The 24,416-nt window shown below is 54.4% G+C and carries 24 protein-coding genes and 1 riboswitch; of the genes, 21 read left to right on the top strand and 3 right to left on the bottom strand.

The genetic code is table 11. The annotated features are described in order from the left end of the window. Window positions 1-444 precede the first annotated feature (444 nt). The 4 genes from BIY29_RS15890 (at window position 445) to BIY29_RS20285 (ending at window position 5,762) form a co-directional block, all read left to right on the top strand. Window positions 445-2,265, top strand: coding sequence for an acyltransferase family protein (locus tag BIY29_RS15890; protein WP_121576047.1), 1,821 nt, complete (start codon window positions 445-447; stop codon window positions 2,263-2,265). 512 nt (window positions 2,266-2,777) lie between these two features. Then, on the top strand, window positions 2,778-3,680 hold the full coding sequence (locus BIY29_RS15900; protein WP_121576048.1) for a sugar phosphate nucleotidyltransferase: 903 nt from the start codon (window positions 2,778-2,780) through the stop codon (window positions 3,678-3,680). 239 nt (window positions 3,681-3,919) lie between these two features. Next, complete coding sequence (gene gndA, locus BIY29_RS15905; RefSeq protein ID WP_121576049.1) at window positions 3,920-5,326, top strand: NADP-dependent phosphogluconate dehydrogenase; 1,407 nt, start codon at window positions 3,920-3,922, stop codon at window positions 5,324-5,326. A 259-nt stretch (window positions 5,327-5,585) separates the two neighbouring features. Then, a complete protein-coding gene (locus BIY29_RS20285; protein ID WP_170158955.1) occupies window positions 5,586-5,762 on the top strand; it encodes a hypothetical protein in 177 nt (58 codons plus the stop codon). A gap of 116 nt (window positions 5,763-5,878) precedes the next feature. On the opposite strand, the gene BIY29_RS15910 is transcribed toward BIY29_RS20285, so the two are convergent. The 3 genes from BIY29_RS15910 to BIY29_RS15920 are packed head-to-tail and all read right to left on the bottom strand — an operon-like array spanning window position 5,879 to window position 8,913. Further along, complete coding sequence (locus BIY29_RS15910) at window positions 5,879-6,739, bottom strand: GHMP family kinase ATP-binding protein (RefSeq protein ID WP_121576050.1); 861 nt, start codon at window positions 6,737-6,739, stop codon at window positions 5,879-5,881. Further along, window positions 6,732-7,805 carry a threonine-phosphate decarboxylase CobD gene (cobD, locus tag BIY29_RS15915; protein ID WP_121576051.1) on the bottom strand — a complete coding sequence of 358 codons (1,074 nt, stop codon included), beginning with the start codon at window positions 7,803-7,805 and terminating at the stop codon, window positions 6,732-6,734. Before cobD ends, BIY29_RS15910 begins: the two co-directional genes overlap by 8 nt. Window positions 7,806-7,848: 43 nt before the next feature. Continuing rightward, window positions 7,849-8,913 carry an NAD(P)-dependent alcohol dehydrogenase gene (locus BIY29_RS15920; protein WP_121576052.1) on the bottom strand — a complete coding sequence of 355 codons (1,065 nt, stop codon included), beginning with the start codon at window positions 8,911-8,913 and terminating at the stop codon, window positions 7,849-7,851. Between the two features lie 233 nt (window positions 8,914-9,146). Continuing rightward, window positions 9,147-9,328, top strand: a riboswitch (cobalamin riboswitch). Between the two features lie 107 nt (window positions 9,329-9,435). Between BIY29_RS15920 and BIY29_RS15925 the strand changes: the two genes are divergently transcribed. Genes BIY29_RS15925 through cobT form a run of 17 tightly spaced genes read left to right on the top strand, consistent with a single transcriptional unit; the run spans window position 9,436 to window position 24,217 of the window. Continuing rightward, the gene (locus BIY29_RS15925) at window positions 9,436-10,818 is read left to right on the top strand and encodes a cobyrinic acid a,c-diamide synthase CobB (protein ID WP_121576078.1); all 1,383 of its coding nucleotides are present in this window, start codon (window positions 9,436-9,438) and stop codon (window positions 10,816-10,818) included. Beyond that, window positions 10,815-11,780: an adenosylcobinamide-phosphate synthase CbiB gene (gene cbiB / locus BIY29_RS15930; RefSeq protein WP_121576053.1), complete on the top strand. Its 966-nt coding sequence runs from the start codon at window positions 10,815-10,817 to the stop codon at window positions 11,778-11,780. The genes BIY29_RS15925 and cbiB overlap by 4 nt, the downstream gene beginning before the upstream one ends. A gap of 15 nt (window positions 11,781-11,795) precedes the next feature. Then, window positions 11,796-12,428, top strand: a complete 633-nt coding sequence (locus tag BIY29_RS15935) for a cobalt-precorrin-8 methylmutase (RefSeq protein WP_121576054.1) — start codon at window positions 11,796-11,798, stop codon at window positions 12,426-12,428. A 17-nt stretch (window positions 12,429-12,445) separates the two neighbouring features. Beyond that, window positions 12,446-13,606, top strand: a complete 1,161-nt coding sequence (cbiD, locus tag BIY29_RS15940; RefSeq protein WP_121576079.1) for a cobalt-precorrin-5B (C(1))-methyltransferase CbiD — start codon at window positions 12,446-12,448, stop codon at window positions 13,604-13,606. Next, entirely contained in the window at window positions 13,603-14,205 is a 603-nt protein-coding gene (locus tag BIY29_RS15945) for a cobalt-precorrin-7 (C(5))-methyltransferase (protein WP_121576055.1), read from the top strand. The genes cbiD and BIY29_RS15945 overlap by 4 nt, the downstream gene beginning before the upstream one ends. Then, the gene (locus BIY29_RS15950; protein ID WP_121576056.1) at window positions 14,195-14,764 is read left to right on the top strand and encodes a decarboxylating cobalt-precorrin-6B (C(15))-methyltransferase; all 570 of its coding nucleotides are present in this window, start codon (window positions 14,195-14,197) and stop codon (window positions 14,762-14,764) included. The genes BIY29_RS15945 and BIY29_RS15950 overlap by 11 nt, the downstream gene beginning before the upstream one ends. Then, window positions 14,757-15,551 (top strand): cobalt-precorrin-4 methyltransferase, encoded by a 795-nt coding sequence (locus tag BIY29_RS15955; RefSeq protein ID WP_121576057.1) that lies wholly within the window; start codon window positions 14,757-14,759, stop codon window positions 15,549-15,551. The genes BIY29_RS15950 and BIY29_RS15955 overlap by 8 nt, the downstream gene beginning before the upstream one ends. Then, the gene (gene cbiG, locus BIY29_RS15960) at window positions 15,532-16,587 is read left to right on the top strand and encodes a cobalt-precorrin 5A hydrolase (RefSeq protein WP_121576058.1); all 1,056 of its coding nucleotides are present in this window, start codon (window positions 15,532-15,534) and stop codon (window positions 16,585-16,587) included. The genes BIY29_RS15955 and cbiG overlap by 20 nt, the downstream gene beginning before the upstream one ends. Next, window positions 16,587-17,312 (top strand): precorrin-3B C(17)-methyltransferase, encoded by a 726-nt coding sequence (locus BIY29_RS15965; protein WP_121576059.1) that lies wholly within the window; start codon window positions 16,587-16,589, stop codon window positions 17,310-17,312. Before cbiG ends, BIY29_RS15965 begins: the two co-directional genes overlap by 1 nt. Next, window positions 17,309-18,100 carry a cobalt-precorrin-6A reductase gene (locus tag BIY29_RS15970; protein WP_121576060.1) on the top strand — a complete coding sequence of 264 codons (792 nt, stop codon included), beginning with the start codon at window positions 17,309-17,311 and terminating at the stop codon, window positions 18,098-18,100. The genes BIY29_RS15965 and BIY29_RS15970 overlap by 4 nt, the downstream gene beginning before the upstream one ends. A gap of 1 nt (window position 18,101) precedes the next feature. Beyond that, entirely contained in the window at window positions 18,102-18,896 is a 795-nt protein-coding gene (cbiK, locus tag BIY29_RS15975) for a sirohydrochlorin cobaltochelatase (protein ID WP_121576061.1), read from the top strand. Beyond that, window positions 18,893-19,615: a cobalt-factor II C(20)-methyltransferase gene (locus BIY29_RS15980; protein ID WP_121576062.1), complete on the top strand. Its 723-nt coding sequence runs from the start codon at window positions 18,893-18,895 to the stop codon at window positions 19,613-19,615. The genes cbiK and BIY29_RS15980 overlap by 4 nt, the downstream gene beginning before the upstream one ends. Continuing rightward, window positions 19,612-21,192 carry a cobyric acid synthase gene (locus BIY29_RS15985; RefSeq protein ID WP_121576063.1) on the top strand — a complete coding sequence of 527 codons (1,581 nt, stop codon included), beginning with the start codon at window positions 19,612-19,614 and terminating at the stop codon, window positions 21,190-21,192. The genes BIY29_RS15980 and BIY29_RS15985 overlap by 4 nt, the downstream gene beginning before the upstream one ends. Next, the gene (gene cobU / locus BIY29_RS15990) at window positions 21,189-21,734 is read left to right on the top strand and encodes a bifunctional adenosylcobinamide kinase/adenosylcobinamide-phosphate guanylyltransferase (RefSeq protein WP_121576064.1); all 546 of its coding nucleotides are present in this window, start codon (window positions 21,189-21,191) and stop codon (window positions 21,732-21,734) included. Before BIY29_RS15985 ends, cobU begins: the two co-directional genes overlap by 4 nt. Further along, entirely contained in the window at window positions 21,731-22,477 is a 747-nt protein-coding gene (gene cobS / locus BIY29_RS15995; protein WP_121576065.1) for an adenosylcobinamide-GDP ribazoletransferase, read from the top strand. The genes cobU and cobS overlap by 4 nt, the downstream gene beginning before the upstream one ends. Window positions 22,478-22,530: 53 nt before the next feature. After that, the gene (locus tag BIY29_RS16000; protein ID WP_121576066.1) at window positions 22,531-23,148 is read left to right on the top strand and encodes an adenosylcobalamin/alpha-ribazole phosphatase; all 618 of its coding nucleotides are present in this window, start codon (window positions 22,531-22,533) and stop codon (window positions 23,146-23,148) included. Between the two features lie 4 nt (window positions 23,149-23,152). Continuing rightward, a complete protein-coding gene (gene cobT / locus BIY29_RS16005; RefSeq protein WP_121576080.1) occupies window positions 23,153-24,217 on the top strand; it encodes a nicotinate-nucleotide--dimethylbenzimidazole phosphoribosyltransferase in 1,065 nt (354 codons plus the stop codon). The last annotated feature ends 199 nt before the right edge of the window (window positions 24,218-24,416 follow it).

Raw genomic sequence — 24,416 nt, forward strand, 5'->3', positions numbered from 1 at the left:
TATTAACCCTGAAATATCTATAATCTTTTATGCCCTAAGTAATTCGAGTCGCGGGAAGGCTGCAGGTGAGGGGATCCCGATGAGCTTACACGAGTATGTAATTCAGGTGAACGAGAGAGCAGACAACGTGCCTGCCGCTTGTAGACTGACGGGTAGAACATGTGTTTCTGTAAGTGCTGAATACTGAACAAATGGTATTCATAAAAAGGAGTGTGTTGAGAAAACAACTATGCCGAATTGATGCGATGCATAGTCCTGCTTTGAGCTCGAGGAGTTTTTTGTAGTGTATTTCGGTTGGCCGTAATGCTAACATTATTAATCAATTGAATAAAAGAATTATAAATTTAGAGGCGATTAGTCATTGTAGTTTACCTTTTGTTTTTCTTATTACTGCGTCATAGCCCAAAAGGGCATACCTAATTTCTAACCAAGAAAGAAATCAGTATGAATTTTAGACTCGATATAAATGGATTGAGATTTTTAGCAGTGGTTATGGTCGTGTTATTTCACTTCAAAATAAATTTTTTTTATGGAGGTTTTGCAGGCGTTGACGTTTTTTTTGTGATTTCTGGTTTCCTGATGCAGGAAATATGTAATAAAGATATGATAAAAAAAGGTTGGGTAATCAATTTTTATAAAAAGAGGTTTAATAGAATTTATCCTGCCTTGCTCATTATGACCATATTGACCTTTATGGTGTCCGTTACTATTGAAACTCCTGATGGAGTTAAAGATTCTTTGGCTCAAACATTGTCATCTCTTACGTTCACTTCCAATATTCTATACTGGAAAACCAGTGGAGGATATTTTACTGGATCTTCGGACTTAAACTGGCTTTTGCATACATGGTCACTTTCATTAGAATGGCAATACTATTTAATATTCCCTCTTATTATAAAGATAGGTAAATTATTAAGAGGGTATTGTAACTTTTTCTACGTTTTTATTTCGGTCTCTTCTTTGGTTTTATGTGTTATTTTTAGTCATTTTTATCAAAACTCAGCTTTTTATCTGCTTCCAACAAGAATGTGGGAATTGATGCTGGGGGCGTATGTGTCCGTTAGTAAATTAAAAAATAATATGAAAAAGACAACGGAAATCGTTTCTGTATTAGTTATGGTTTTATTTTGTGTGTTTGCTAAAGATGAAAGCAGTTGGCCGGGACTGCTTACATTGATACCCACCTTATGTGCAGCGGCAATTATTCATGCCAGTATAGATAATGATAGAACTATCTTTAAATATAAAGCTATCCAGAGTATCGGATATGCTTCCTATTCAATTTATCTTTTTCATTGGCCCGTTGTCGCTTTTATGGCAAATAAGTCCATCCAATTTTCTGCTATTAACTCTTCCATAGGGATTTTTGTCTCCTTTTTATTGGGTTTTTTCTCGTATAAATTTTTTGAGAAAACAGAATGTCTGAGGGGGATAAAAATTGTAGCAATGTCTTCTGTATTTGCGGTTTTTGCTGTAGCCCTGTCAAAAATGGAAGTGAATAAACTGTGGGTCTCAAAGCAGGCAATTGATTTAGGTCAATATAAGGGGTATGGAGATAGCGCTGAAAGCATTTCCCAGTTTGGTAATGATGACGGTATCTGTTTTCTTGATTCAACATATAATGATATATCTTTTTTCAATAAAGATAAATGTCTTTCCCTTTCTGATACCAAAAAGAACATATTGTTAATTGGCGATAGCCATGCCGCTGAACTTTCGCTCTCAATGAAGGATATCTTTCGCGACTACAATTTCATGCAGGCAACGGCATCCGGGTGTTTTCCAATAAAAAAAGACAATGGCGAAAAGAGATGCGCTGATTTGTTTAGATATATCTATGATGAGTATCTGGTTAAGAATAATATAGACTATATATTTATTGCTGCGGACTGGAGTGCTGTTAAGAACCAGATGTTCATCGATGAATTAATTCATACAATTAGCAGTATAAAAAGTAATAAGATATATATTATTGGACAAACAAAAACGTTCGATATCGATTTTTATAAAATAGCACAAAAAATTGATGAGTCAGAAATAGATAACCATGTTACAAAATCATCCAGGATTACTAATGCCATTTTATCCCGTAAAATTACTAATGCTGGATACAACTATTTAAATGTGTTTGATATAAATTGTTTAAATGGTAGTTGTAAATATATTTTTAATGAAAAGATTCCGTTTATGTTCGATAAAAATCATCTTACAAAAGAATGGGCTGATTATTATGTTGAATATATAAAGAAAATCTTAAAGATGTAGTCTTTGAGATAGGGTCAGGTTATTTCTGATACGAGTCCTTAACTCGGCCCATCATCATTTGTGGCAAGTCCCGGCGTGGAGCATTCCTGCTTAAGCGAAAGTCGCGGGGCGATCGGATGAGGAGCAAACTTCAGGAGGACAAGAAACGGCTATGTGAGCACATGCACGACGCCATTCCCGAACAGGGCCGGTGGTTGCGGGTGGTGGTCACGGGCTACTTTGCGTACCACGCGGTGCCCACGAATTCCCGGGCACTGGGTGTGTTCCTACCGCTATCACTTACCGCTGTTGCTGCGCTATAAGTCACGCCACCGCCCTGTTTGATAAACGCGAACTCTTATCTTTTGGGCGGAGGATAAACGCCGATGGCGGCACCAGAATCGTCCGATGTATCAGAAAAAACCTATACCGACGATCTCTTTAGTTCAGATTAGGTGTAATCTTAATGTCATGCGTGGCACAGCAGTTACTGTGTTACCAAGTGAAAACAACCCGATTAAGAGAGTCAACTCATGACATCATTGAAAGCCGTTATCCCTGTTGCTGGTTTGGGGATGAATTTGTTGCCGGTGACCAAAGCCATTCCTAAAGAGATGCTGCCGTTGGTCGATCGTCCGGTGATTGAAAAAATTGTTAATGAGTGCGCCAGAGCCGGGATCACGGAAATTGTACTGGTCACTCATGCGTCGAAAAACGCGATTGAAAACCATTTCGATACGTCTTTTGAGCTTGAATCCCTGTTGGAAGAGCGCGCCAAACGGCAGTTGCTGGCAGATGTTCAGTCCATCTGTCCAAAGGGTGTCACTATTATGAACGTGCGCCAGGGCGAAACGCTGGGGTTAGGTCATGCGGTGGCCTGTGCCAAGCCTATCATTGGCGATGCGCCTTTCGTTGTGGTGCTGCCGGATGTGGTGCTGGATGAAAGCACATCCGACCAAACCACAGAAAACCTTGCGCTGCTGATCTCCCGGTTTGAACAGACAGGCCGTAGTCAGGTACTGGTGAAACACCGCCCTTACGAAGCTCTGCCAGAGTATTCTGTTGTGGAGTGTGCAACACCGCTGGTGAATGCAGGGGATTCCTCAGCGATTACCTCAATGATCGAGAAACCGGAAGCGCCTTCAGAAACCGGTTCGGACCTGTCGGCAGTTGGGCGCTATGTGTTGACGGCAGATGCCTGGCCGCTGCTGGCGAAAGCATTACCCGGCGCCTGGGGCCGTATTCAGCTTACCGATGTGATTGCCGAGCTGATTCCCACTCAGCAGGTTGATGCGGTGCAGATGGCTGGCAGGAACTTTAACTGTGGTCGTAAGCTGGGCTATGCGCAGGCGTTTATTTCCTATGGTTTGCGCAATCCAGAGCTGGGCGCACAGTTCAAAGAAAGTATTAAGGCGTTGCTTGATAAGCAGGTCTGACGGCTAAACGTGACTTTCTTTGTTTCGTCATGTCTGCGCGCAAAAATATCTTGAGGTTTTTTGTGCGCAGAAAGAACATCATCCTTCCCTTATGACTCGAGATAGCATCACGAGTTGTGGCTATCAAACCAATCACTACCTACTCTTGCAAAGCTGAGTTACCATGTTGGCCTGCTTTTGAAGCCTGCGGGTATCATGACCACGGCAGGCAGGTTATCCTTCAGACAGGAGTTGTTTTAATGTCCAAACAGCAAATTGGCGTTGTCGGTATGGCGGTGATGGGGCGCAATCTGGCGCTGAATATTGAAAGCCGAGGCTATACCGTTTCCATTTTTAACCGCTCTTCAGATAAAACTGACGAAGTTGTTGCCGAAAATCCGGGTAAAAAGCTGGTGCCTTATTACACCGTTGAAGAGTTCGTTGGATCCCTGGAAAAACCTCGTCGTATTTTGCTGATGGTTAAAGCCGGGGAAGCGACCGATAAAACCATTGAGTCACTCAGGCCCTATCTGGAGAAAGGCGATATCCTGATCGACGGGGGAAACACTTTCTATAAAGATACCATCCGCCGTAATCGCGAGCTTTCTGCACAAGGGTTTAATTTCATCGGCACCGGCGTTTCCGGTGGTGAAGAGGGCGCGCTGAAAGGGCCTTCTATCATGCCTGGCGGTCAAAAAGAAGCGTATGAACTGGTGGCCCCGATTCTGGAGCAAATCGCCGCCCGTGCCGAAGGCGAGGCTTGTGTTACCTACATCGGTGCTGATGGCGCGGGTCACTACGTGAAAATGGTGCACAATGGTATTGAATACGGCGATATGCAACTGATTGCCGAAGCCTATGCGCTGTTGAAACAGGCTCTGAATCTGGGTAATGAAGAACTGGCCGCGACTTTCTCCGAATGGAATAAAGGCGAACTGAGCAGCTATTTGATCGAAATTACTGCCGACATCTTCACCAAGAAAGACGAAGACGGTAAATATCTGGTTGACGTCATTCTGGATGAAGCAGCGAATAAAGGCACCGGTAAATGGACCAGCCAAAGTTCGCTGGATTTGGGTGAACCGCTGTCATTGATTACCGAGTCGGTGTTTGCCCGTTATCTTTCTTCTTTGAAAGATCAGCGTGTCGCTGCATCCAGCGTTTTGAGCGGCCCAGCGGTTCAGCCGTTCGCGGGTGACAAAGCCGAATTCGTGGAAAAAGTTCGCCGTGCATTGTACCTGGGTAAAATTGTGTCTTACGCGCAGGGTTTCTCTCAGTTGAAAGCCGCGTCAGAAGAAAACCGTTGGGATCTCAACTATGGTGAGATCGCGAAGATTTTCCGTGCCGGCTGTATTATCCGCGCCCAGTTCTTGCAGAAAATCACCGATGCCTATGAGCAAAAAGCGGATATCGCTAACCTGCTGCTGGCGCCGTATTTCAAGAAAGTGGCTGACGAATACCAGCAGGCGCTGCGTGATGTGGTGGCCTATGCGGTTCAGGCGGGTATTCCCACCCCGACATTCTCCGCCGCTATTGCCTATTACGACAGCTACCGTTCAGCGGTATTACCCGCGAATCTGATTCAGGCGCAACGTGATTATTTTGGTGCTCACACCTATAAACGTACCGATAAAGAAGGGGTATTCCATACCGAATGGTTGGAATAATCCGCCGCCGATTTAATCGGCCAGAGATCAAACGCCAGCGACGTGCATAGCTGGCGTTTTTTTTTGCTTTTCTTCCACACTTTCGCTAACGGATAAGGTTTTTCCCGATTATTTCAGAAAGGTGTCGGTATCGTGACAAGAAAAAGCAGTTGAATGTAACTAATTGTTTATAAGTATTTTTTCAGGATTATTCCGCATTGTTTGCCTATTCGCACCCCCCTATGATTCGCTTGTGACGTCCATCAACACAGAGGTAAGTATGAGTCGTATTTTTAAAGTCATTGGGGTAATTACCTTAATTACCGCATTAAGCGGTTGCCTGTTTCCACCTCATGGCGGCGGTGGGCATGGCGGTGGATATGGTCGCGGCGGCGGAGGCGGCGGTTCACACGGTGGCTTCCAGGAGATGCATAGCGGTCAGCCAGGCCCGCGTTAGTGTTACCGTCATCAAAAAACGATGGATACCATTTTGTGGGCAGGGTTCTCCTGCCCATTGTTATTTCCCAGCCTGACGAGGCTTTTTGTAACCATCATTCCAAATAAAACGCCTGATCACCGCACGCCACCGGCGATCATCGACAGCAGATGCTGAATCGGGTAATACGACGTTATACCCCGTTGATGCAACTGCCAGCGTAGTTTTTCCACATCATGGTAATGACGATCGAGCAACAGCCCCACCACACTGCCGCTGTGCGCCACGTTCAGGCCGTAAATGCCGCTGGCTTCAACCACGTTTAGCAGATCATTAAAGGCTGGTTTGGTTAGCATCTGCTGACTGGCGCAGGCGCTGATGGTACAGGCTTCTCCCAGCCTGGGGCGATCCCGTGCTTCAACCGCAGCACAGAACAACCGCCAGGCACGGCCCAGCGCATCGGCATTGCTCCGTAACGCCTGCCAGCGATCGCGGCGGTGATAATCAAGGGTATTCAGAGTTTGCGGACTTTCCAGCAACAAAATATCAATCGCTGGCTGCCAGTCGCAGGAAATTGCCGTGTCGGCGGTTTGATGATCAAACAGCGTTAGTTGGCGAAACAGGGTGCTGTCGGTGGGTTCCAGTTGAACGCAGAGTGCGGCAAGCGCGGTTTCATCCAGCGTTTCTCCGATATGACGGGCGGTCGCCTGCGCCGTGGCGGCAATATCCGCCGTGCTGCTGGCCATCCCTTTGGCGACGGGGATGGTTGAGGTGAAATCAATGTGCAGGCCGCGCACGGTATCTGCCGGCAGCCCGAAGTGGGCAACCACGGTTTCCACCATGCGTCGCATCTGTGGGCGCTCCGTTAATCCGGGCTGCCCGTCCGTTACCGAAACTTCACTAAACCAGTCTACCGGGCAGGAGATCAATTTCTCGCCACCGAGGATCCAACCCTGGATCAGTTCGCCGCAGGATGCGGGGCAACGGGCATCAGCCATGACTGAACATCTGATGCAGCGCGGCGATCAACCGTCTGTTATCAGTTTCACTTTTGATGGCGACCCGATAATCATTAGCTGTCAGACCAGGGTAGTTGGCACAGGAGCGGATAAGAATACACTGCTCCAGCAACCGCTGCTGAAGGTCGATTTCCGGGCGTAGGCAGCGCAGGAAAATATAGTTGGCCGCCGGTGGCCAGACCTGCAATTCCGGTATGGCGGACAGATTCCGGTAAAGCCAGACTTGCTGCTGCGCCAGCCAGCGGTGGGTCGCATCAATATAAGCATGGTCGTCGAGTACGACCTCACCCGCCAGCGCAGCGAACGCATTAATGGTCCACGGTTCACGTGATTGCTTCATGGCATGAATTGCCGTCTCATCGGCACTCACCAGATAACCGAGGCGCAGGCCGGGAATGGCAAAAAACTTGGTCAGCGAGCGCAGAATATAAAGCTGGGGGAAGGCGGATAGTTGCGGGATAAGGCCCGGCTCTGCCGGTAAGAAGTCGATAAAGGCTTCATCGACAATCAACGCGACATGATGTTGGCGGCAGCGCCAGACAATCGCCTGCAACAAGGCGGCATCTGGCATCAGGCCGGTGGGGTTATTCGGTGTGGCGATAAACAGGCAGTCATATTGTGTGTTGTCCAGCACGGTCAACAATTGTGCGTCAGGTTGAAAACCCTCTGCTTCATGCATGGCATAGTCATCGATCTCACAACCGACACGCTGCAAGGCCCGTCGATATTCCGCAAAACCCGGCGTCAACAGCAGCGCCCGCCGTGGCCGGAGGTATTGCACCACCGCATAAATCAGCTCGGTGGCGCCGTTACCGGCGATAATATTGGCGGTTTCGCAACCGTGAGCACGGGCAAGGGCGACATGCAGTTCGCGGTACTCCACATCAGGGTAACGCTCTGCGCGATCAAGCTGGCTGGCAATCGCGGCTTTCAGGGTGTCAGGCATACCTAACGGATTGATATTGGCGCTGAAGTCAATAATCTGATTGGCATCAAGGCCGGTTTTCAATGCCATTTCCAGCACGTTGCCGCCATGTTCGCTCATTACGTGATGATTTCTCTGAAGTGGATATGACCGTCAGCGTATATCAGTCATCAAAGCTGGCTTTCAGCGAGGCCATGTCGATAACAAAGCGGTAGTGCACGTCACTTTTAAGCATACGTTCGTATGCGGTGTTGATTGTCTGTATATCGATCATTTCAACGTCACAGGTAATGCCATGCTCGGCGCAGAAATCCAGCATTTCCTGCGTTTCTTCAATACCGCCAATCAGTGAACCGGCAATGGATTTTCGGCCCATTACCAGCGGCCCGCTGTGCAGGGTCGGTTCAATCGGTTCAATCAGACCGACCAGAATGTGTGTACCGTCACGTGCCAGTGTTGCCAGATACGGGTTGATATCGTGCTGCATCGGCACCGTATCGAGAATAATATCAAAGTGGTTGGCGACGGCGTTCATCTGCTCCTGATCGGTGGAGATCACCACGTTGTCGGCGCCCAGACGGCGTGCTTCCTGCTCTTTTCCGGGAGAGCGAGTGAACAACGTAACGTTGGCGCCCAGCGCTTTGGCAAACTTCAGTCCCATATGACCGAGGCCGCCGAGTCCGACCACCGCAACGTTATCGCCCGGCCCGACGTTCCAGTGTTTCAGCGGCGAGTAGGTGGTAATGCCTGCACACAGTAACGGTGCAGCGGATTTCATGTCGAGCTTATCGGACAGGCTGAGGACGAATTTGTCCGATACCACAATCCGTTCAGAGTAGCCGCCGAAGGTTGGCAGACTGTCATGACGGTCGACGCCACCGTAAGTCAGCGTTGCGCCTTCCTCACAGTATTGCTCCAGTCCCTCATTACAGGAGTCACAGCGTTGACAGGAGTCAACCATACAGCCCACGCCTACCCAGTCACCTTGTTTGAATTTATCGACCAGCTTACCGACACTGACCACTTTGCCAACGATTTCATGGCCCGGAACGATGGGATAATGGCTGTTTTTCCACTCGTTACGCGCCATATGAATGTCGGAATGGCACACGCCGCAATAGACGATATCGATAACCACATCATTGTCCCGCGGGTCGCGGCGGATGAACTGATGGGGAACCAGCGGGCTGGTAGCGTCAAGGGCGGCAAAGCCACGTATATTTTGCATATCAATTTCCTCTTTGTTTTTTGCATCATATCAAGAGATCGACTTTGAAACTCAGTATGATTCATAGGGTAATGATTCGCGTAATGCAACAAGCAACGCTAAATCTGAGCGCAGACAAATACGTCTGTAGAGTGTAAATAATCAGTATTAATAGCGAAAACAATTTATCGCCGTCAGGTTAAGGCCGGGATGGATTATCAGGGCTGTGGACAAGGCAGGCAGAAGTGCTTAAATCGCCAGCATTGTTATCAAACCTAATGATAAACCATTATGGCCGGGAAGGGGGTGAAAATCCTCCGCAGCCCCCGCTGCTGTGATGCCGACAAACCCGTTAACACCACTGATCGACTCGATTGGGAAGGAACGGGGGAGGATGACGCAAAGCCAGAAGACCGGCCTGACGGCTACAGAGATTCAACTCCTTCGGTGGGAAGTGAGTTGTCATTCGATGCGCGCAGCGTCAATGCTGTTTTTGCGTATCCTGTTGACACTTGCATTCCCGTCCGCAACGGCGGGATTTTTATGGCATGTTCAGGTAAAAGAGCGTTTGTTATCGCGGGCACCGGCAGCGGTTGTGGCAAAACCACCGTGACGCTGGGCATATTACGTGCGCTGATGCAGCGCGGATTATCCGTACAACCGTTTAAAGTCGGGCCTGACTATCTTGATGTCGGCTGGCACCGTGCCGTATGCGGGGTTGCTTCACGCAACCTTGATGCTTTCATGCTCCACGTCTCAACGCTGAACGGCCTCTATAAGCAGCATATCCGCCACGCAGATGTGGCGGTGATCGAAGGGGTGATGGGGCTTTACGACGGCTACGGCACCGATCCCGACTATTGCAGTACGGCCTCGATGGCGAAACAACTGGGCTGTCCGGTAATTTTGCTGGTGGATGGCAAAGCGGCGTCTACCTCGGTTGCGGCGACCGTCATGGGCTTTTGCCGCTTTGATCCTGCGTTGACGATAGCCGGCGTAATGGTTAACCGCGTCAATTCGGCACAACATTACGCGCTGATTCGCCAGGCCATTGAGCACTACTGCGGTATTCCGGTGCTGGGCCGCTTGCCGGTGATGGATGATATTGCGCTGCCTTCCCGTCACCTCGGCCTTATTCCCGCCAAAGAACAGAATCATGACGATGGCCGCTGGCAGCGTCTGGCCCAGCAGGTAGAACAGACGCTGGATATTGACCGCCTGCTGGCGCTGTGCGGTATCACCGCCCTACCGGAGGGGGAGGCGCCCGCGTTGCCGGATCCTGCGCTGGCGGAGGGCCTGACGCTGGCGCTGGCAGATGATGAAGCCTTTAACTTCTACTATCAGGACAATCTTGATCTGCTGGAACAGGCCGGGGTTCGTCTCCGACGTTTCAGCCCGCTGCATGATAGCCGACTCCCTGATGGTCAGATGATCTATATCGGTGGCGGTTATCCCGAGGTCTACGCCGCGCAATTAACCGCCAACACCTCGATGCGTCAGGCGTTGCGGGAGGCCCATCGTCGGCAGATCCCGCTGTATGCCGAGTGCGGCGGGCTGATGTATTTAGGTGACGGGCTGACCGATGCCGACGGTCAGCGGCACGCAATGGCGGGGGTTCTGCCCGGCGAAAGCCTGATGGGGAAGCGGCTTACCCGCTTCGGTTACTGTCAGGCTCAGGCCCGCCGAGACACCTTATTGGCCGCGCAGGGCGAGGTGCTGCGCGGTCACGAGTTCCATTATTCTGATTTTTCCACTGCGCTGGCACCCGCGTATGATTGCACAAAAAGGCGTGATGGCGCGGTAATACAACACTGGCAGGGCGGTTATCAGCTCGATCAGACCTGCGCTGGCTATCTTCATCTTCACTTTGCCCAGCGTCCGGGGCTGCTTGACCGCTGGCTTACCTGCGCCAGGAGCCGGTTATGACGCTGAGTGCCTGGTTTACCGCGTTTTTACTCGACTGCTGGCTGGGCGATCCGCCGCATTGGCCGCATCCGGTACGCTGGATAGGCAAGCTGATTTCCTGGCTGCAATGCGCTATTCGCGCCCGTTGTCGTACTGAACGGGCGCTCAGGATCGGGGGCGCGCTACTGTGGCTGGTGGTCGTGGCGGTGACCGGCGCGTTGAGCTGGTTTTTTTTAGCATTGATGACGGCGATCCATCCGTGGATCGGCTGGCTGGCGGAAGTCTGGATGATTTACACCCTGCTGGCGGGGCGCTGTCTGAGCGACGCGGCCCTGGCGGTACATCGGGCATTACAGCATGGCACGCTGGCCGAGAGTCGCCAGCAGCTTTCGTGGATTGTCGGGCGTGATACCTCGCAGCTTGAAAAACCGCAGATTACCCGCGCCGTGGTGGAAACCGTGGCGGAGAACAGCGTCGATGGCGTGATTGCTCCGCTGTTTTTCCTGATGCTCGGCGGCGCACCACTGGCAATGGTCTATAAAGCCGTCAATACCCTCGACTCGATGGTGGGTTATAAAACTCCTCAATACCGGGCCATCGGCGCTGTTTCTGCTCGCATGGACGACATCGCCAACCTGATCCCGGCCCGGTTGAGCTGGTTGTTGCTGAGTGCCGCCGCCTGGCTATTGCGAGCCGATTACCGGCAGGCATGGCGTATCGGCTGGCGCGATCGCTATCAGCATTCCAGCCCCAACTGCGCCTGGCCGGAGGCGACAATGGCCGGGGCGCTTGGCGTGCGTCTGGGCGGCCCTAATAACTATTTCGGTGAGCGGGTAGAGAAACCCTGGATAGGTGATGAGTGCCGGGAAATAGCACTGGACGATATCCCGCGCAGCATCCGCCTGATGAAGATTGCCTCACTGCTGGCGCTGCTGCTGTTTGCCGCCGTACATCTTTTGCTGTCAACCGCCCTGGCGGTATAGAACAAGGAAAACCCAATGAGTTATCTCCAGCATCCACAACAGATTGAACGGCAAAGTTTTGAAATCATCAGCGCTATTATTGCCCGCGAATACCCCGGTTACCGTTTCGCTGATGAAGGGCAGGAAGCGGTGATCAAACGGGTGATCCATACCACGGCAGATTTTGACTGGCTGGATGTACTGTGGTTTTCGCCGGATGTGCTGACGCGCATTACTGACGGCCTGCGGGCGGGCTGTGTGCTCTATACCGATACCACTATGGCGTTATCGGGCATCAATAAAACGTTGCTCGCGCAGTTGGGCTGCGAGTGCCGCTGTTTTATCAGCGATCCGCGCGTGGTGGCGCGGGCCAAAGCAGCAACCATCACGCGCTCGATGGCGGCGGTGGATATCGCGCTGGATGAACCGGGCAATAAGCTATTTGTATTTGGCAACGCGCCGACCGCGCTGTTCCGTTTATTGGAGCGGCAGGCGTCGCCGCTGGCGGTGATTGGCGTACCGGTGGGGTTTGTGGGGGCGGCGGAATCGAAAGACGCGCTGATTCACAGTGGCCTGCCCTGTATTGCCGCCGCAGGGCGTAAAGGCGGCAGCAATGTGGCGGCGGCGATCGTCAATGCCATTTTGTATCGTATCCGGGAGATGCTGTGAATCACGATCCTCAAAACATCGATCCTCAAAACATCGATCCTCAAAATCATGACGTACAGTTGGACACGGTCTGGCACAAGGGCAGGCAATACCGTAAAGGCTATACCACCGGCTCCTGTGCGACGGCGGCGGCGAAGGTGGCCGCATTGATGGTGTTGCGCCAGCAGACGATCAGTCAGGTGTCCATCGTCACCCCGTCCGGCGTCACGCTGTATCTCAATGTGGAGCAACCGCTGATTGAAGGCCGACAGGCCACGGCGGCGATCCGCAAAGATGGCGGCGATGACGTGGATGCCACCCACGGTATGCTGATTTTTGCCAGGGTGACGCTATGCGAGCATGGCGAGATCCATATTCGCGGTGGCGACGGGGTCGGCGCCGTCACCCGCAAAGGTATCGGCTTGCCGGTCGGCAGCCCGGCGATCAACCTCACGCCGCTGCAAACCATCGAAGCCAGCGTGCGCGAGGTAATCGGCCCCTCACGCGGTGCGGAAGTAGAGATTTTTGCCCCGGAAGGCGCGGCGCGGGCAAAGAAAACCTATAACGGACGGCTGGGTATCCTCGGCGGTATTTCCATCATCGGCACCACCGGGATTGTCACGCCGATGTCGGAAGAGAGCTGGAAGCGTTCGCTGGCGCTGGAGCTGGAAATGAAACGCGCCGCCGGAGAGAACCAGGTCATTCTGGTGCCCGGCAACCACGGTGAACGGTTTGTGCGCGAGCATCTGGGCCTGAACAGCCAGCGCGTGGTCATTATGAGCAACTTTGTCGGCTATATGTTGCAGGAAGCGGTACGGCTCGGGTTTCGCCATGTGGTGCTGATCGGGCACCCCGGCAAGCTGGTGAAGGTGGCGGCCGGTATTTTCCATACCCACAGCCATATTGCCGACGGACGGATGGAAACCCTGATTGCCCATCTGGCATTGATGGGGGCGCCGCATGATTTATTACGGGCGGTGAATCGGTGCGATACCACTGAAGCGGCAATGGAGCTGATCGCCGGGTACGGTTTTCAGGCGGTGTACCATCGTCTCGCGCAGCGGATTTGTGAACGGGTGAACGACATGCTGCGTTTTTCAGCCGAACCGCCGAGTGTCGATGCCATCCTGTTCGCTTTCGACAATAATGTTCTGGGAACCAACCGCCCGTTGCATGACATTCTGGAGGCGCTGCAATGATCGCTGTCGTTGGCATTGGCCCCGGCGCGCTGGCGCATTTGACGCCGGAGGCGCAGCGGGCGATAGCCCATGCTGAGGTGTTAGTCGGCGGGGCGCGGCATTTGGCGCTGTTTCCTGCTTTTGCTGGTACGACCCGGCGGCTGGACGCCGACCTTGCCGCACTGGTGAGCTGGCTTGACCGGCAAAAAACCAGACAGGTGGTGGTGCTGGCGTCCGGCGATCCGCTGCTGTATGGCATCGGCAAGCGGCTGTCGACCCATTTCACCGCCGACGATCTGCGCATCATCCCCGGTATCAGCGCGGTGCAATACCTGTGCGCCCGCGTGGCGCTGGATATGAATGACATTTACCTCACCAGCAGCCACGGTCGTCAGCCGGATTTTGACTGGATTTTACAGCATGACAAGGTGGCGATGGTGACCGACGAGCATATCGGGCCGCGAGCCATTGCCGAGGCGATTCTGCAACGCCGGCTCCGGCGCACGCTGCTGATTGGTGAAAATCTCTCTTTGCCGGATGAGCGCATCCATCGTCTGCAACCGGAGGAGGTGGCGCAACGCTATGATATGAATGTGGTGGTGATCCTCAATGAAAGATGATGAATTTTTACGCGGCCAACGCGTGCCGATGACCAAAGAGCCGGTGCGTTTACTGGCGCTGGAGCGGCTGGCGCTGGGTAACGCCCGGCACCTGATTGATATTGGCGCCGGAACCGGCAGCGTGGCGCTGGAAGCCGCGCTGCGTTTTCCGGCGCTTCGGGTATCTGCCATTGAGCGCAATCCGGCGGCGCTGGCGCTGATTGAGGAAAATCGCTGGCGGTTTGGTTGCAACAATGTGGAAATTATCGCCGGCGCCGCGCCGCTAACGCTTGATGTTATGGCGGATGCGGCGTTTATCGGCGGCAGCGGCGGGCAGCTTACCGCCTTGATTGACTGGGCGCTGGCGCATCTGCTTCCCGGTGGCCGTCTGGTGCTGACCTTTATCCTGCTGGATAATCTGCATCAGGCGCTGGCGCATTTAGGGCGGCTTGAGGTAAGCGCGCTGGAATGCACGCTATTACAGGTTTCAGCCCTGACGCCGCTGGGCAGCGGTCATTATTTTAAACCGAATAATCCCACCTATCTTATTTCCTGCTGCAAGGAGCAAAACCATGCCTGAACACCACGTGAACCGCGATAAAAATTTTGATACCCGCAAGGTATGGTTTGTGGGCGCGGGGCCGGGCGAACGCGAGTTAATTACGCTGAAAGGCTATCGCCTGTTGCAACAGGCAGAGGTGGTGATCTATGCCGGGTCGCTGATTAATACCGAATTACTCGACTATTGCCCCGCGCAGGCGGCACGGCATGACAGCGCGGGCCTGACGCTTGAACAAATTATTGCGCTGATGGTGAGCGGCGTGCGTGACGGCAAGCTGGTGGTGCGGCTGCAAACGGGCGATCTCTCGCTGTATGGTTCGATCCGCGAACAGGGCGAGGCGCTGGCGGAACACGGCATCGGCTTTGTGTCGGTGCCGGGCGTGAGTGCGTTTCTGGGGGCAGCAGCGCAGCTTGGGGTGGAGTACACCGTACCGCAAGTGGCGCAAAGTCTGATTATCACTCGTATGGAAGGGCGCACGCCGATGCCGCCGCGGGAACAACTGGAGGCCTTTGCCGTCCATCAGACCTCAATGGCGATATTCCTGTCGGTACAGGATATCCACGGGGTGGTTGAACGCCTCAGGGCCGGTGGCTATCCGGCCACTACGCCGGTGGCGGTGGTATATAAGGCCACCTGGCCGGAAAGCCGTACAGTTCGCGGCACATTGGCGGATATTGCCGAACAGGTGCGCGCCGCAGCAATACGCAAAACGGCGCTCATTCTGGTCGGTGCGTTTCTCGGTGACGAATACCACTATTCCAGACTCTATGATGCGGAATTTAGCCATGAATATCGTCAAGCCTGAATCGATAGCGGTGTTTTGCCTGACCCCCGGCGGCGTGCGGTTGGCCCGACGTTTACAGGCTCATCTGCCGCTGACCTGTTTTACCAGTGAAAAGATGCTGGAACCGGGGTTTGTTGCTTTTAGCGGTAGTTTTGCCGAAACCCTGCGTGAAGCCTTCACCACGTTTAGCGCTCTGGTGGTGGTGGGCGCAACCGGTATCACGGTGCGGGCGATTGCCCCTTTGGTCAATGACAAGATGACCGATCCGGCGGTGGTGGTGATTGATGAACAAGGGCGGCATGTGATCAGTCTGCTGTCCGGTCACGTTGGCGGCGCCAATGCGTTGACCCGTTATTTAGCAGGGCTGCTGGGGGCCTCTCCGGTTATCACCACCGCGACCGATGTTAACCAGATGGCGTCGCTGGATATGCTGGCCGGTGAGCTGGGGGCGGATATAGCGGATTGCCGTCAGGCGGTGAAGGAGGTGAACCAGAGGCTGGTCAGCGCGCAAAAAGTCGGGCTGTGGTGGGATGAACCGTTACTCAGCGAACGGGCGCGTTGCGATGTGCGGGGCTTTATCGCCGTAGAGTGCCTGGAGGCGTTGCCGGAGCTGGATGCACTGGTGTGTGTCAGCTTGCGGGACAACCTGCCGGCGCTGCCGTTGCCGACCTACAGGCTGGTGCCCCGCCGGGTGGTGGCGGGGATCGGCTGCCGCCGGGCGACGCCGCTGGACACGCTGGCCGGATTGCTGTCGCGCCAACTGGCTGATAACCATTTTGACCCGCTGGCGTTGCGGGCCATTGGCAGCGTCACCCTTAAGCAACATGAACCGGCGCTTAACCAACTGGCGCAACGCTGTCGTGTCCCCTTTGAACTGTTCAGTGCAGAGACGCTGAGTCTTCATGAACACCGCTTTCCCGCTTCCGACTTTGTCCGTCAGACTGTGGGCGTCGGCAGCGTGTCACAACCTGTCGCCTGGCTGATGAGCAACGGCGGATTGGTTGGCACCACCCTGCGTGAGCAGGGTGTCACTATTACCCTGGGAGTATTGCATTGATGTTAACCGTGATCGGCATTGGGCCGGGCAGTGAAGCCATGATGACGCAGGACGCCATTGCGGCAATTCAGGATGCGGAAATTATCGTGGGTTACAAAACCTATACCCATCTGGTGAAGCGACTGACCGGCGATAAGCAGGTGATTAAAACCGGGATGTGTAAAGAGATCGAACGTTGCCAGACGGCGATCGATCTGGCAATGACCGGCCATAAGGTGGCGCTGATCAGCAGCGGCGACGCCGGTATTTACGGCATGGCCGGGCTGGTGCTGGAACTGGTCGGCCAGCAGCGGTTGGATCTGGAGGTGAGGCTGGTAGCCGGTATTACCGCCAGCATTGCGGCGGCCTCTCTGCTGGGCGCGCCGCTGATGCATGACTTTTGTCACATCAGCCTGAGCGATCTGCTGACGCCGTGGCCGGTTATCGAAAAGCGTGTTGTTGCGGCGGCACAGGCCGACTTTGTTATCTGTTTCTATAACCCGCGCAGCCGTGGCCGTGAAGGGCATCTGGCGCGGGCGTTTGAACTGATGAAACCCTGGACATCGCCCCAGACGCCGGTCGGCGTGGTCAAGGCGGCCGGGCGCAAGAAAGAAGAAAAATGGATCACCACCTTCGGCGAGATGGATTTCACCCCGGTGGACATGACCAGTCTGGTGATTATCGGCAATAAGACCACCTATTGCCGTGACGGGCTGATGATCACCCCCAGAGGCTATGAACTGTGAACAACCCGGCGATCCATGTGTTCGGCGGCACCCGTGATGCCCGGTTGATTTGTCAGGCGCTGGATGCGGCGGGTGAGCGCTACCGGCTTTCTGTCGCCACGGAGACGGGAAAACAACTGGCGGGCAACCTTGCGGGTGAGGTGGTGGTAGGCCGGATGGATGCGGACGCCATCACCGATTACCTCGCCACGCGTCAGGTTCGTTGGGTGATTGACGCCTCACATCCCTACGCCGACGCGCTGCACCAGAATGTGGTGGTTGCCTGCCGCCGTTTACCGGTGCTGCTGACTCGCTATCAGCGGCCCAGTGACATTGACGCCATCGACCACCCCTTGCTGCATAAGGTCGATAGTCTGGCGGCGGCCTGCACGGTCGCCCGCCGGTTCGGGCCGCGCGTGCTGTTGACCACCGGCAGTAAGGAACTGGCGGCTTACCGGCAAAACCTGCCGGAAAAATACCTGCTGGCGCGGGTATTGCCGACGGCATCGGTATTGGCGCAGTGCGAGGCGCTGGGGCTGGGCGTTGAACAGATTATTGCCCAGTGCGGGCCGTTCAGTCCGGCGTTTAATCAGGCGCTGTATGAGCACTGTCAGCCGGACGTGGTGATCACCAAAGAGTCGGGTGCGCAAGGCGGCTATCAGCAAAAGGTGGCCCCTTGTCTGGCGCTGGCTATTCCCTGCATCGTGGTTCGCCGTCCGGCGGTATCGGCAGGATCGCATGAGCAGGTCGCCACGCTGGATGAATTTTCCCAGCGGCTGGCCTGCTGGCAGACACAACGAGGACGATAAAATGAAAAAAGCTCTGCTGATTATCAGCTTTGGCACCAGCTACCCGCAAACCCGGCAAAAAAATATTGATGCCTGTGAACAGCGTCTGGCTGCGGCCTGTCCCGATCGGGATCGGTTTCGCGCCTTTACCTCGGAAATGATTATCGGCAAGCTGCGCGAGCGTGATGGCTTGCTGGTGGATAACCCCGGTCAGGCGCTCAGTCGGTTGGCGGAGGCGGGCTATCAGGATGTGGCGATCCAGTCGCTGCACGTGATTAACGGTGATGAGTACGAAAAGGTGACGGCTGAAGTGCGTGCGTTTATGCCCCGCTTCCGGCGGCTGGTGTTGGGCGCGCCGCTACTCAGCAGTTTTGCTGACTATCAGCAGATTATGACCGCGTTACGTGGGCAGATGCCGCGGCTTGCCGCCGATGAGCGGGTGGTGTTTATGGGGCACGGCGCCAGCCATCACGCTTTTTCCGCTTACGCCTGTCTTGACCACCTTATGACCTCACAGCAGTTTCCCGCGCTGGTGGGGGCGGTCGAAAGCTATCCTGAAATCGGCCATATTATTCAGCGTTTACAGCAGCAGGGCGTTGGTAAGGTGCACCTGATGCCGCTGATGCTGGTGGCGGGCGATCATGCCATCAATGATATGGCGTCGGATGAAGCAGGATCGTGGAAATCACAACTGGAAGCGGCGGGAATAGCCACCCAGTGCTGGCTGCAAGGGCTGGGAGAAAACCCGCTGATCCGTGAGATGTTCGTACAGCATCTTGACGCCGCCTTGCATCACGATGAGCAGGAGGCCGCATGACGATCGGAAGACTGTACGCACTGGGTGTCGGCCCCGGCGCCAGTGATTTGATTACGGTACGCGCAGCCCGGCTTATCGGCAAACTGGATGTGCTTTATGCGCCAGCGGGCCGCAAGGGCGGCGATAGTCTGGCTTTGTCTATCGTCAGAGAGTATTTATCACCCGCAACGACGATCCGCACCTGTCATTTCCCGATGAGTGCCGATGGTGCGGAGAAAGAAGCGGTGTGGGATGACATTGCCCGGCAATTGACGGACGAGGTGGCTAACGGCAGACAAGTGGGTTTTATCACGCTGGGGGACGCCATGTTGTTCAGCACCTGGGTGTTCCTGCTGGCGCGTATTGGCCGGCAGCCGTGGCTGGAAATTGTACCGGGCGTCACCTCCTTTGCCGCGATTGCCGCCTGTTCGGGCTTACCGCTGGCAATGGAACAGCAGTCGCTGGCGATTATGCCCTGTACCGCGCCGCAAGCGGAACTGGAACAGGCGTTGAAAACCCATGACTGCGTGGTGCTGATGAAAGTCTATGGCCGTTTCGCGCCCGTTCGGGCATTGCTGGCACGGCTCAATCTGTTTGACCACGCCCTGCTGATGGCTGATGCCTCTCTGCCCGGTGAACAACTCTGGCGGCGTCTGGATCAGGTCGATGACGATCAGCCGTTACCGTATTTCTCCACCATTTTGGTGAACAGACAATGGCATAGCGGGGAGCGGCCATGAGCCTGTCCATTATGTTGCAGGGCACTGCCTCCGATGTAGGCAAAAGCGTATTGGTTGCCGGGCTGTGCCGGATTTTCACCCAGGACGGTTATCGCTGTGCGCCGTTTAAATCACAGAATATGGCGCTGAACTCTGGCGTCACGCCGCACGGCGAGGAGATGGGCCGGGCGCAGATATTGCAGGCCGAAGCCGCCGGTATTGAGCCTGACGTGCGCATGAACCCGATATTGCTCAAACCCACCAGCGACCACAAGTCACAGGTGGTGCTGATGGGGAAAGTGGCCTGCAATATGGATGCGGTGGCATATCATCAGTATAAGCCGCAGTTGCAGCAGCAAATTAATCAGGTTTACCACAGCCTTGCCCGCGAGTATGACGTCATGGTGCTGGAAGGGGCGGGTAGCCCGGCTGAAATCAACCTGCGCGATCGGGATATCGTCAATATGGGCATGGCAGCTATAGCTGATGCGCCAGTTCTGCTGGTTGCCGATATCGATCGCGGCGGCGTGTTCGCGGCTATTTACGGCACGCTGGCGCTGTTGCGCCCTGATGAGAAAGCGCGGGTGAAAGGGGTGATCATCAATAAGTTTCGCGGTGATGTCGCTTTGCTTAAGCCAGGGTTGGTTCAGATTGAAGCACTGACCGGCGTGCCAGTAATCGGGGTGATGCCATGGCTGGATATCGAGCTGGAAGATGAGGATGGCGTCGCACTGCAAAGCGGGAAATACAATATTACCGCAAAAGGTTATGGCGCAGCGGAAAGGGTGCTGGACATTGTGGTGGTAAGGCTACCGCATATCGCCAATTTCACCGATTTTAACCCGCTGGCTGCCCAGCCGGATGTACGCTTGCGTTATGCCACACATCCGTTGGCGTTGGCGGGGGCCGATTTGATTATTCTGCCCGGCAGTAAAAATACGCTGAGTGACTTGCAGTGGTTGCAGCAAAGCGGATTCGCTTGTGCGCTATCGTCGAAACATCAGGCCGGTATACCCATTGTCGGCATTTGTGGCGGTTACCAGATGCTTGGCCGGCGGATTGTCGATGGGGTGGAGTCGGGCGTCGCGCAGATGGATGGCCTGGGGTTACTGGATGTGGAAACCGCGTTTGCAGCGGAAAAAGTGACCACACGTGTTATCGGCCACAGCAATGAGGCGCTGCCTGGCCTCCTCGCGGCCAGTGCCAGTAAATCGCTAAGAGGTTATGAGATTCACATGGGCATATCGCATCTTGGCGACAAGGCATTGCCGTTTGCCTGCCTGACCGACAGCAACGGCCAGCCAGTTAACCGCCGTGACGGCGCCGTCAACCGGGACGGCAGCGTGATCGGCAGCTATATTCACGGTCTGTTTGATAACGGCGAGTTTACCCGTGCGCTGCTGGATTCCCTGCGCCAGCGCAAAGGACTGGCGGCGTTCGACGGCGAGGTAGTCGATTATGCCCGTCACAAGCAGCAACAGTTCGATATTCTGGCCTCGGCTATGCGGGAGCACATTGATATTGAAGCGATTTATCAGTGTATGACAGCCGATGGCGAGCAAAATAACGGGCATTCCCTGAACAGGAGCATGGTGTGATTTTGATTACGGGTGGCGCAAGGAGCGGCAAAAGTTCACTGGCGGAGAAACTGGCGGCGCAGCATGGTGAGAACGTGCTGTATATCGCCACGTCGCAGGTGACTGATGAGGAAATGGCCGAACGGGTGAAGCGACATCGGGAGAACCGTCCGGCCCACTGGCGCACCTGGGAAGGCTATCGCGATCTGGGGGTGGTGATAGCGGAAAAAACAGCGGCAGACGAAGCGGTCATCCTTGAATGCATCACCACCATGATAACCCATTTATTGTTTGAGCAAGCTGGCGATACGCCGCCTGAGCACATGGATTTCCCGGCGATAGAGGCGGTTATCCAGCAGCAGATCGACCAATTGATCGCCGCCTGTTCACGCAGCGCCTCGCCGGTCTATCTGGTCACTAACGAACTGGGCATGGGAATTGTGCCGCAAAATCGTCTGGCCCGGCATTTCCGGGATATCGCCGGGCGTGTGAATCAGCGTCTGGCCGCCGTCGCCGAGTCGGTCTATCTGGTCGTATCGGGGATTGAGGTCAAAATCAAATGAGTCTGCGTTTGTTTCTCGCCACGCTGCAATTTATGACCCGCATTCCGGTGCCTGAACGCTGGACGCAGGGGCTGGATATGCGGCAGTACGTGCGGGGTATTATCGTTTTTCCGTTTATCGGCTTGATCGTGGGGGGCGCGGCTGGCGCGGTGTTCGTTGTCCTCGCGCCGTGGAGCGGCGTACCGCTGGCTGCGCTGGCCTATGTGCTGGCGCTGGCGCTGATTACCGGCGCTTTCCATCTTGATGGTCTGGCAGACACCTGTGACGGCGTGTTTTCCGCCCGCCCGCGCGAGAAAATGCTGGAAATTATGCGCGACAGCCGGCTTGGCACCAATGGCGGGCTGGCGCTGATCATTATTGTGGTGGCCAAAGTGCTGGTAGTCAGTGAGCTGGCACTGCGTGGAACATCCATGCTGGCGATACTGACAGCCGCCTCGGTAGCCGGACGAACCGCCATCGTGCTGCTGATGTATCGCCAGCGTTACGCCCGTGAAGGCAAGGGGCTGGGGAATCTGTATATTGGCCGGGTTAGCGGGGGGGAAGCGCTGGCGACGCTAACAGGGGGTGTCTTGTTGGTGGGATTATTGGGCGTTGTCCCGGCGCTGCTGGCGTTAGGCATAACCCTGATGATCATCTGGCTGATGGGAATTTATCTGCGCCGTCGCCTGGGCGGTCAAACCGGCGACACGCTTGGCGCGGCGGCAGAAATCGGTGAACTGGTGTTTTTACTGGCCCTGCTGTGACAAAAAATGACGAGGGTGAAAACCGAAAGGCCAAAAACGTGGGAGGGGGAAACATGCGATTGTTCCTGGTCAGGCACGGTCAGACTGAGGCGAACCTCAGCGGCGTTTTTTGTGGCGCAACGGATATCGGTCTGACGGACAGCGGCGTGGCTCAGTCTCAGCAGGTTTCTGCCTGGTTGGCCGATGTCGCTTTTTCTTCCGCTATCAGCAGCGCGTTATGGCGGGCGAAGCAAACGGCGGAAATCGTGCTGGCTGCCCGGAATATATCGGCTGTCGCTGACGCCACCCTGAATGAGATGCATTTTGGCGACTGGGAAATGCGGCACCATAGTGACTTACAGCGCGAAGATGTTGACGGCTGGGCGGCCTGGGTGGCGGACTGGCAGCAGGCGCGGCCAACGGGGGGAGAATCCTTTCCGGCATTTTCAACGCGTGTGCGAAATTTTGCTCAGGAATTACTGACACGGAAAACCAGTGATAATCACCTGATCGTCGCGCATCAGGGGGTATTGAGTTTATTGCTGGCAACCATGCTGGCAATGCCGCCTGCTGCAATGTGGCATTTTCATTTTGAACAAGGGACATACAGCGTGCTGGACGTGCAGGATGGATTTGTCACGCTGCGGGCATTTAATCACCGGACGCACTGGCAGGCTGAACAGCGAGAATAATATGATGCAAATAGACCTGGAACCTTCTCTTTCACAACTGGTTGGCGCGATTGATCCGCTTAATAGCGAGGCCATGCAACAGGCCGCTGTCAGGATTGACGGCTTATTGAAACCACTGGGCAGCCTGGGCCGTCTGGAACAGTTGGCTATCCAGCTTGCCGGAATGCGCGGTTTGTCCGGGCATCAGGTTGCACGCAAACTGATTATGGTGATGGCAGCCGATCACGGGGTTTATGACGAAGGTGTGGCGATTTCCCCACGGGCGGTGACGGCGATTCAGGCGGCCAATATGGTCAAAGGGATTACCGGCGTCTGTGTGCTGGCGGCGAATGCAGGTACAGGGGTAAAAGTGGTGGATGTCGGCATCGACAGCGATCCCTTACCCGGTGTGTTGAACATGAAGGTTCAGCGCGGTAGTGGCAACATTCGCCGCCAGGCCGCAATGACGCGCCAGCAGGCAGAAGACTTACTGCTTGACTGCGCCCGGCTGACCAGGCGGCAGGCGGCTGACGGTGTGCGGGTGTTCGGTGTCGGTGAACTGGGTATGGCGAACACCACCCCCGCCGCTGCGATCGTCAGTGTATTAACCGACAGCGATCCTCATCAGGTGGTCGGTATTGGTGCTAATTTCCCCAGCGATCGGCTGCATCACAAAGTTGCCGTGGTGCGTGAGGCCATTGCGTTTAACCAGCCTGACGCTAATGATGGTATCGACGTGCTGGCCAAAATTGGCGGTTTCGATCTGGTCGGCATGGCTGGCGTCATGTTGGGCGCCGCCGCGTCCGGGCTACCCGTGGTGCTGGACGGTTTCCTATCCTATGCATCCGCACTGGCTGCCTGCCGGATTGCACCGCAGGCGCGTGACTATCTGATCCCTTCTCATCTCTCGGCCGAAAAAGGCGCGGCGATTGCGTTGCAGCATTTGCAACTGGAACCTTATCTGCAACTGGGAATGCGGCTTGGAGAGGGCAGTGGCGCGGCTATCGCCATGCATCTGGTCGATGCCGCCTATGCGGTGTATAACAATATGGGGCAGTTGGCGGACAGTCATATTGTCCTGCCTGCATAATCGAAGTCTTTCAACTGACGGAAAAAACGCGCTTTTTTTCGTCAATTCGCGTTTTTCTTCTACTCTTGTATGGGATTCTCTCTGCTATCAGAATAACCAGATAATAATGAAATATATTATCTGGTTTATATTTTTATGACATAATAATTAGCGCACTAATTAAATTATTAACATGCTATTTATATGTCAATGTGTTATT

It is taken from the genome of Brenneria alni, from assembly GCF_003666245.1.
Classification (GTDB): Bacteria; Pseudomonadota; Gammaproteobacteria; order Enterobacterales; family Enterobacteriaceae; genus Brenneria; species Brenneria alni.

Coding starts and splice junctions, on each gene's coding strand:
- BIY29_RS15890 (WP_121576047.1), top strand. CDS start 445: ATGAATTTTAGACTCGATATAAATGGATTGAGATTTTTAGCAGTGGTT.
- BIY29_RS15900 (WP_121576048.1), top strand. CDS start 2,778: ATGACATCATTGAAAGCCGTTATCCCTGTTGCTGGTTTGGGGATGAAT.
- gndA (WP_121576049.1), top strand. CDS start 3,920: ATGTCCAAACAGCAAATTGGCGTTGTCGGTATGGCGGTGATGGGGCGC.
- BIY29_RS20285 (WP_170158955.1), top strand. CDS start 5,586: ATGAGTCGTATTTTTAAAGTCATTGGGGTAATTACCTTAATTACCGCA.
- BIY29_RS15910 (WP_121576050.1), bottom strand. CDS start 6,739: ATGGCTGATGCCCGTTGCCCCGCATCCTGCGGCGAACTGATCCAGGGT.
- cobD (WP_121576051.1), bottom strand. CDS start 7,805: ATGAGCGAACATGGCGGCAACGTGCTGGAAATGGCATTGAAAACCGGC.
- BIY29_RS15920 (WP_121576052.1), bottom strand. CDS start 8,913: ATGCAAAATATACGTGGCTTTGCCGCCCTTGACGCTACCAGCCCGCTG.
- BIY29_RS15925 (WP_121576078.1), top strand. CDS start 9,436: ATGGCATGTTCAGGTAAAAGAGCGTTTGTTATCGCGGGCACCGGCAGC.
- cbiB (WP_121576053.1), top strand. CDS start 10,815: ATGACGCTGAGTGCCTGGTTTACCGCGTTTTTACTCGACTGCTGGCTG.
- BIY29_RS15935 (WP_121576054.1), top strand. CDS start 11,796: ATGAGTTATCTCCAGCATCCACAACAGATTGAACGGCAAAGTTTTGAA.
- BIY29_RS15945 (WP_121576055.1), top strand. CDS start 13,603: ATGATCGCTGTCGTTGGCATTGGCCCCGGCGCGCTGGCGCATTTGACG.
- BIY29_RS15950 (WP_121576056.1), top strand. CDS start 14,195: ATGAAAGATGATGAATTTTTACGCGGCCAACGCGTGCCGATGACCAAA.
- BIY29_RS15955 (WP_121576057.1), top strand. CDS start 14,757: ATGCCTGAACACCACGTGAACCGCGATAAAAATTTTGATACCCGCAAG.
- cbiG (WP_121576058.1), top strand. CDS start 15,532: ATGAATATCGTCAAGCCTGAATCGATAGCGGTGTTTTGCCTGACCCCC.
- BIY29_RS15965 (WP_121576059.1), top strand. CDS start 16,587: ATGTTAACCGTGATCGGCATTGGGCCGGGCAGTGAAGCCATGATGACG.
- cbiK (WP_121576061.1), top strand. CDS start 18,102: ATGAAAAAAGCTCTGCTGATTATCAGCTTTGGCACCAGCTACCCGCAA.
- BIY29_RS15980 (WP_121576062.1), top strand. CDS start 18,893: ATGACGATCGGAAGACTGTACGCACTGGGTGTCGGCCCCGGCGCCAGT.
- BIY29_RS15985 (WP_121576063.1), top strand. CDS start 19,612: ATGAGCCTGTCCATTATGTTGCAGGGCACTGCCTCCGATGTAGGCAAA.
- cobS (WP_121576065.1), top strand. CDS start 21,731: ATGAGTCTGCGTTTGTTTCTCGCCACGCTGCAATTTATGACCCGCATT.
- BIY29_RS16000 (WP_121576066.1), top strand. CDS start 22,531: ATGCGATTGTTCCTGGTCAGGCACGGTCAGACTGAGGCGAACCTCAGC.
- cobT (WP_121576080.1), top strand. CDS start 23,153: ATGCAAATAGACCTGGAACCTTCTCTTTCACAACTGGTTGGCGCGATT.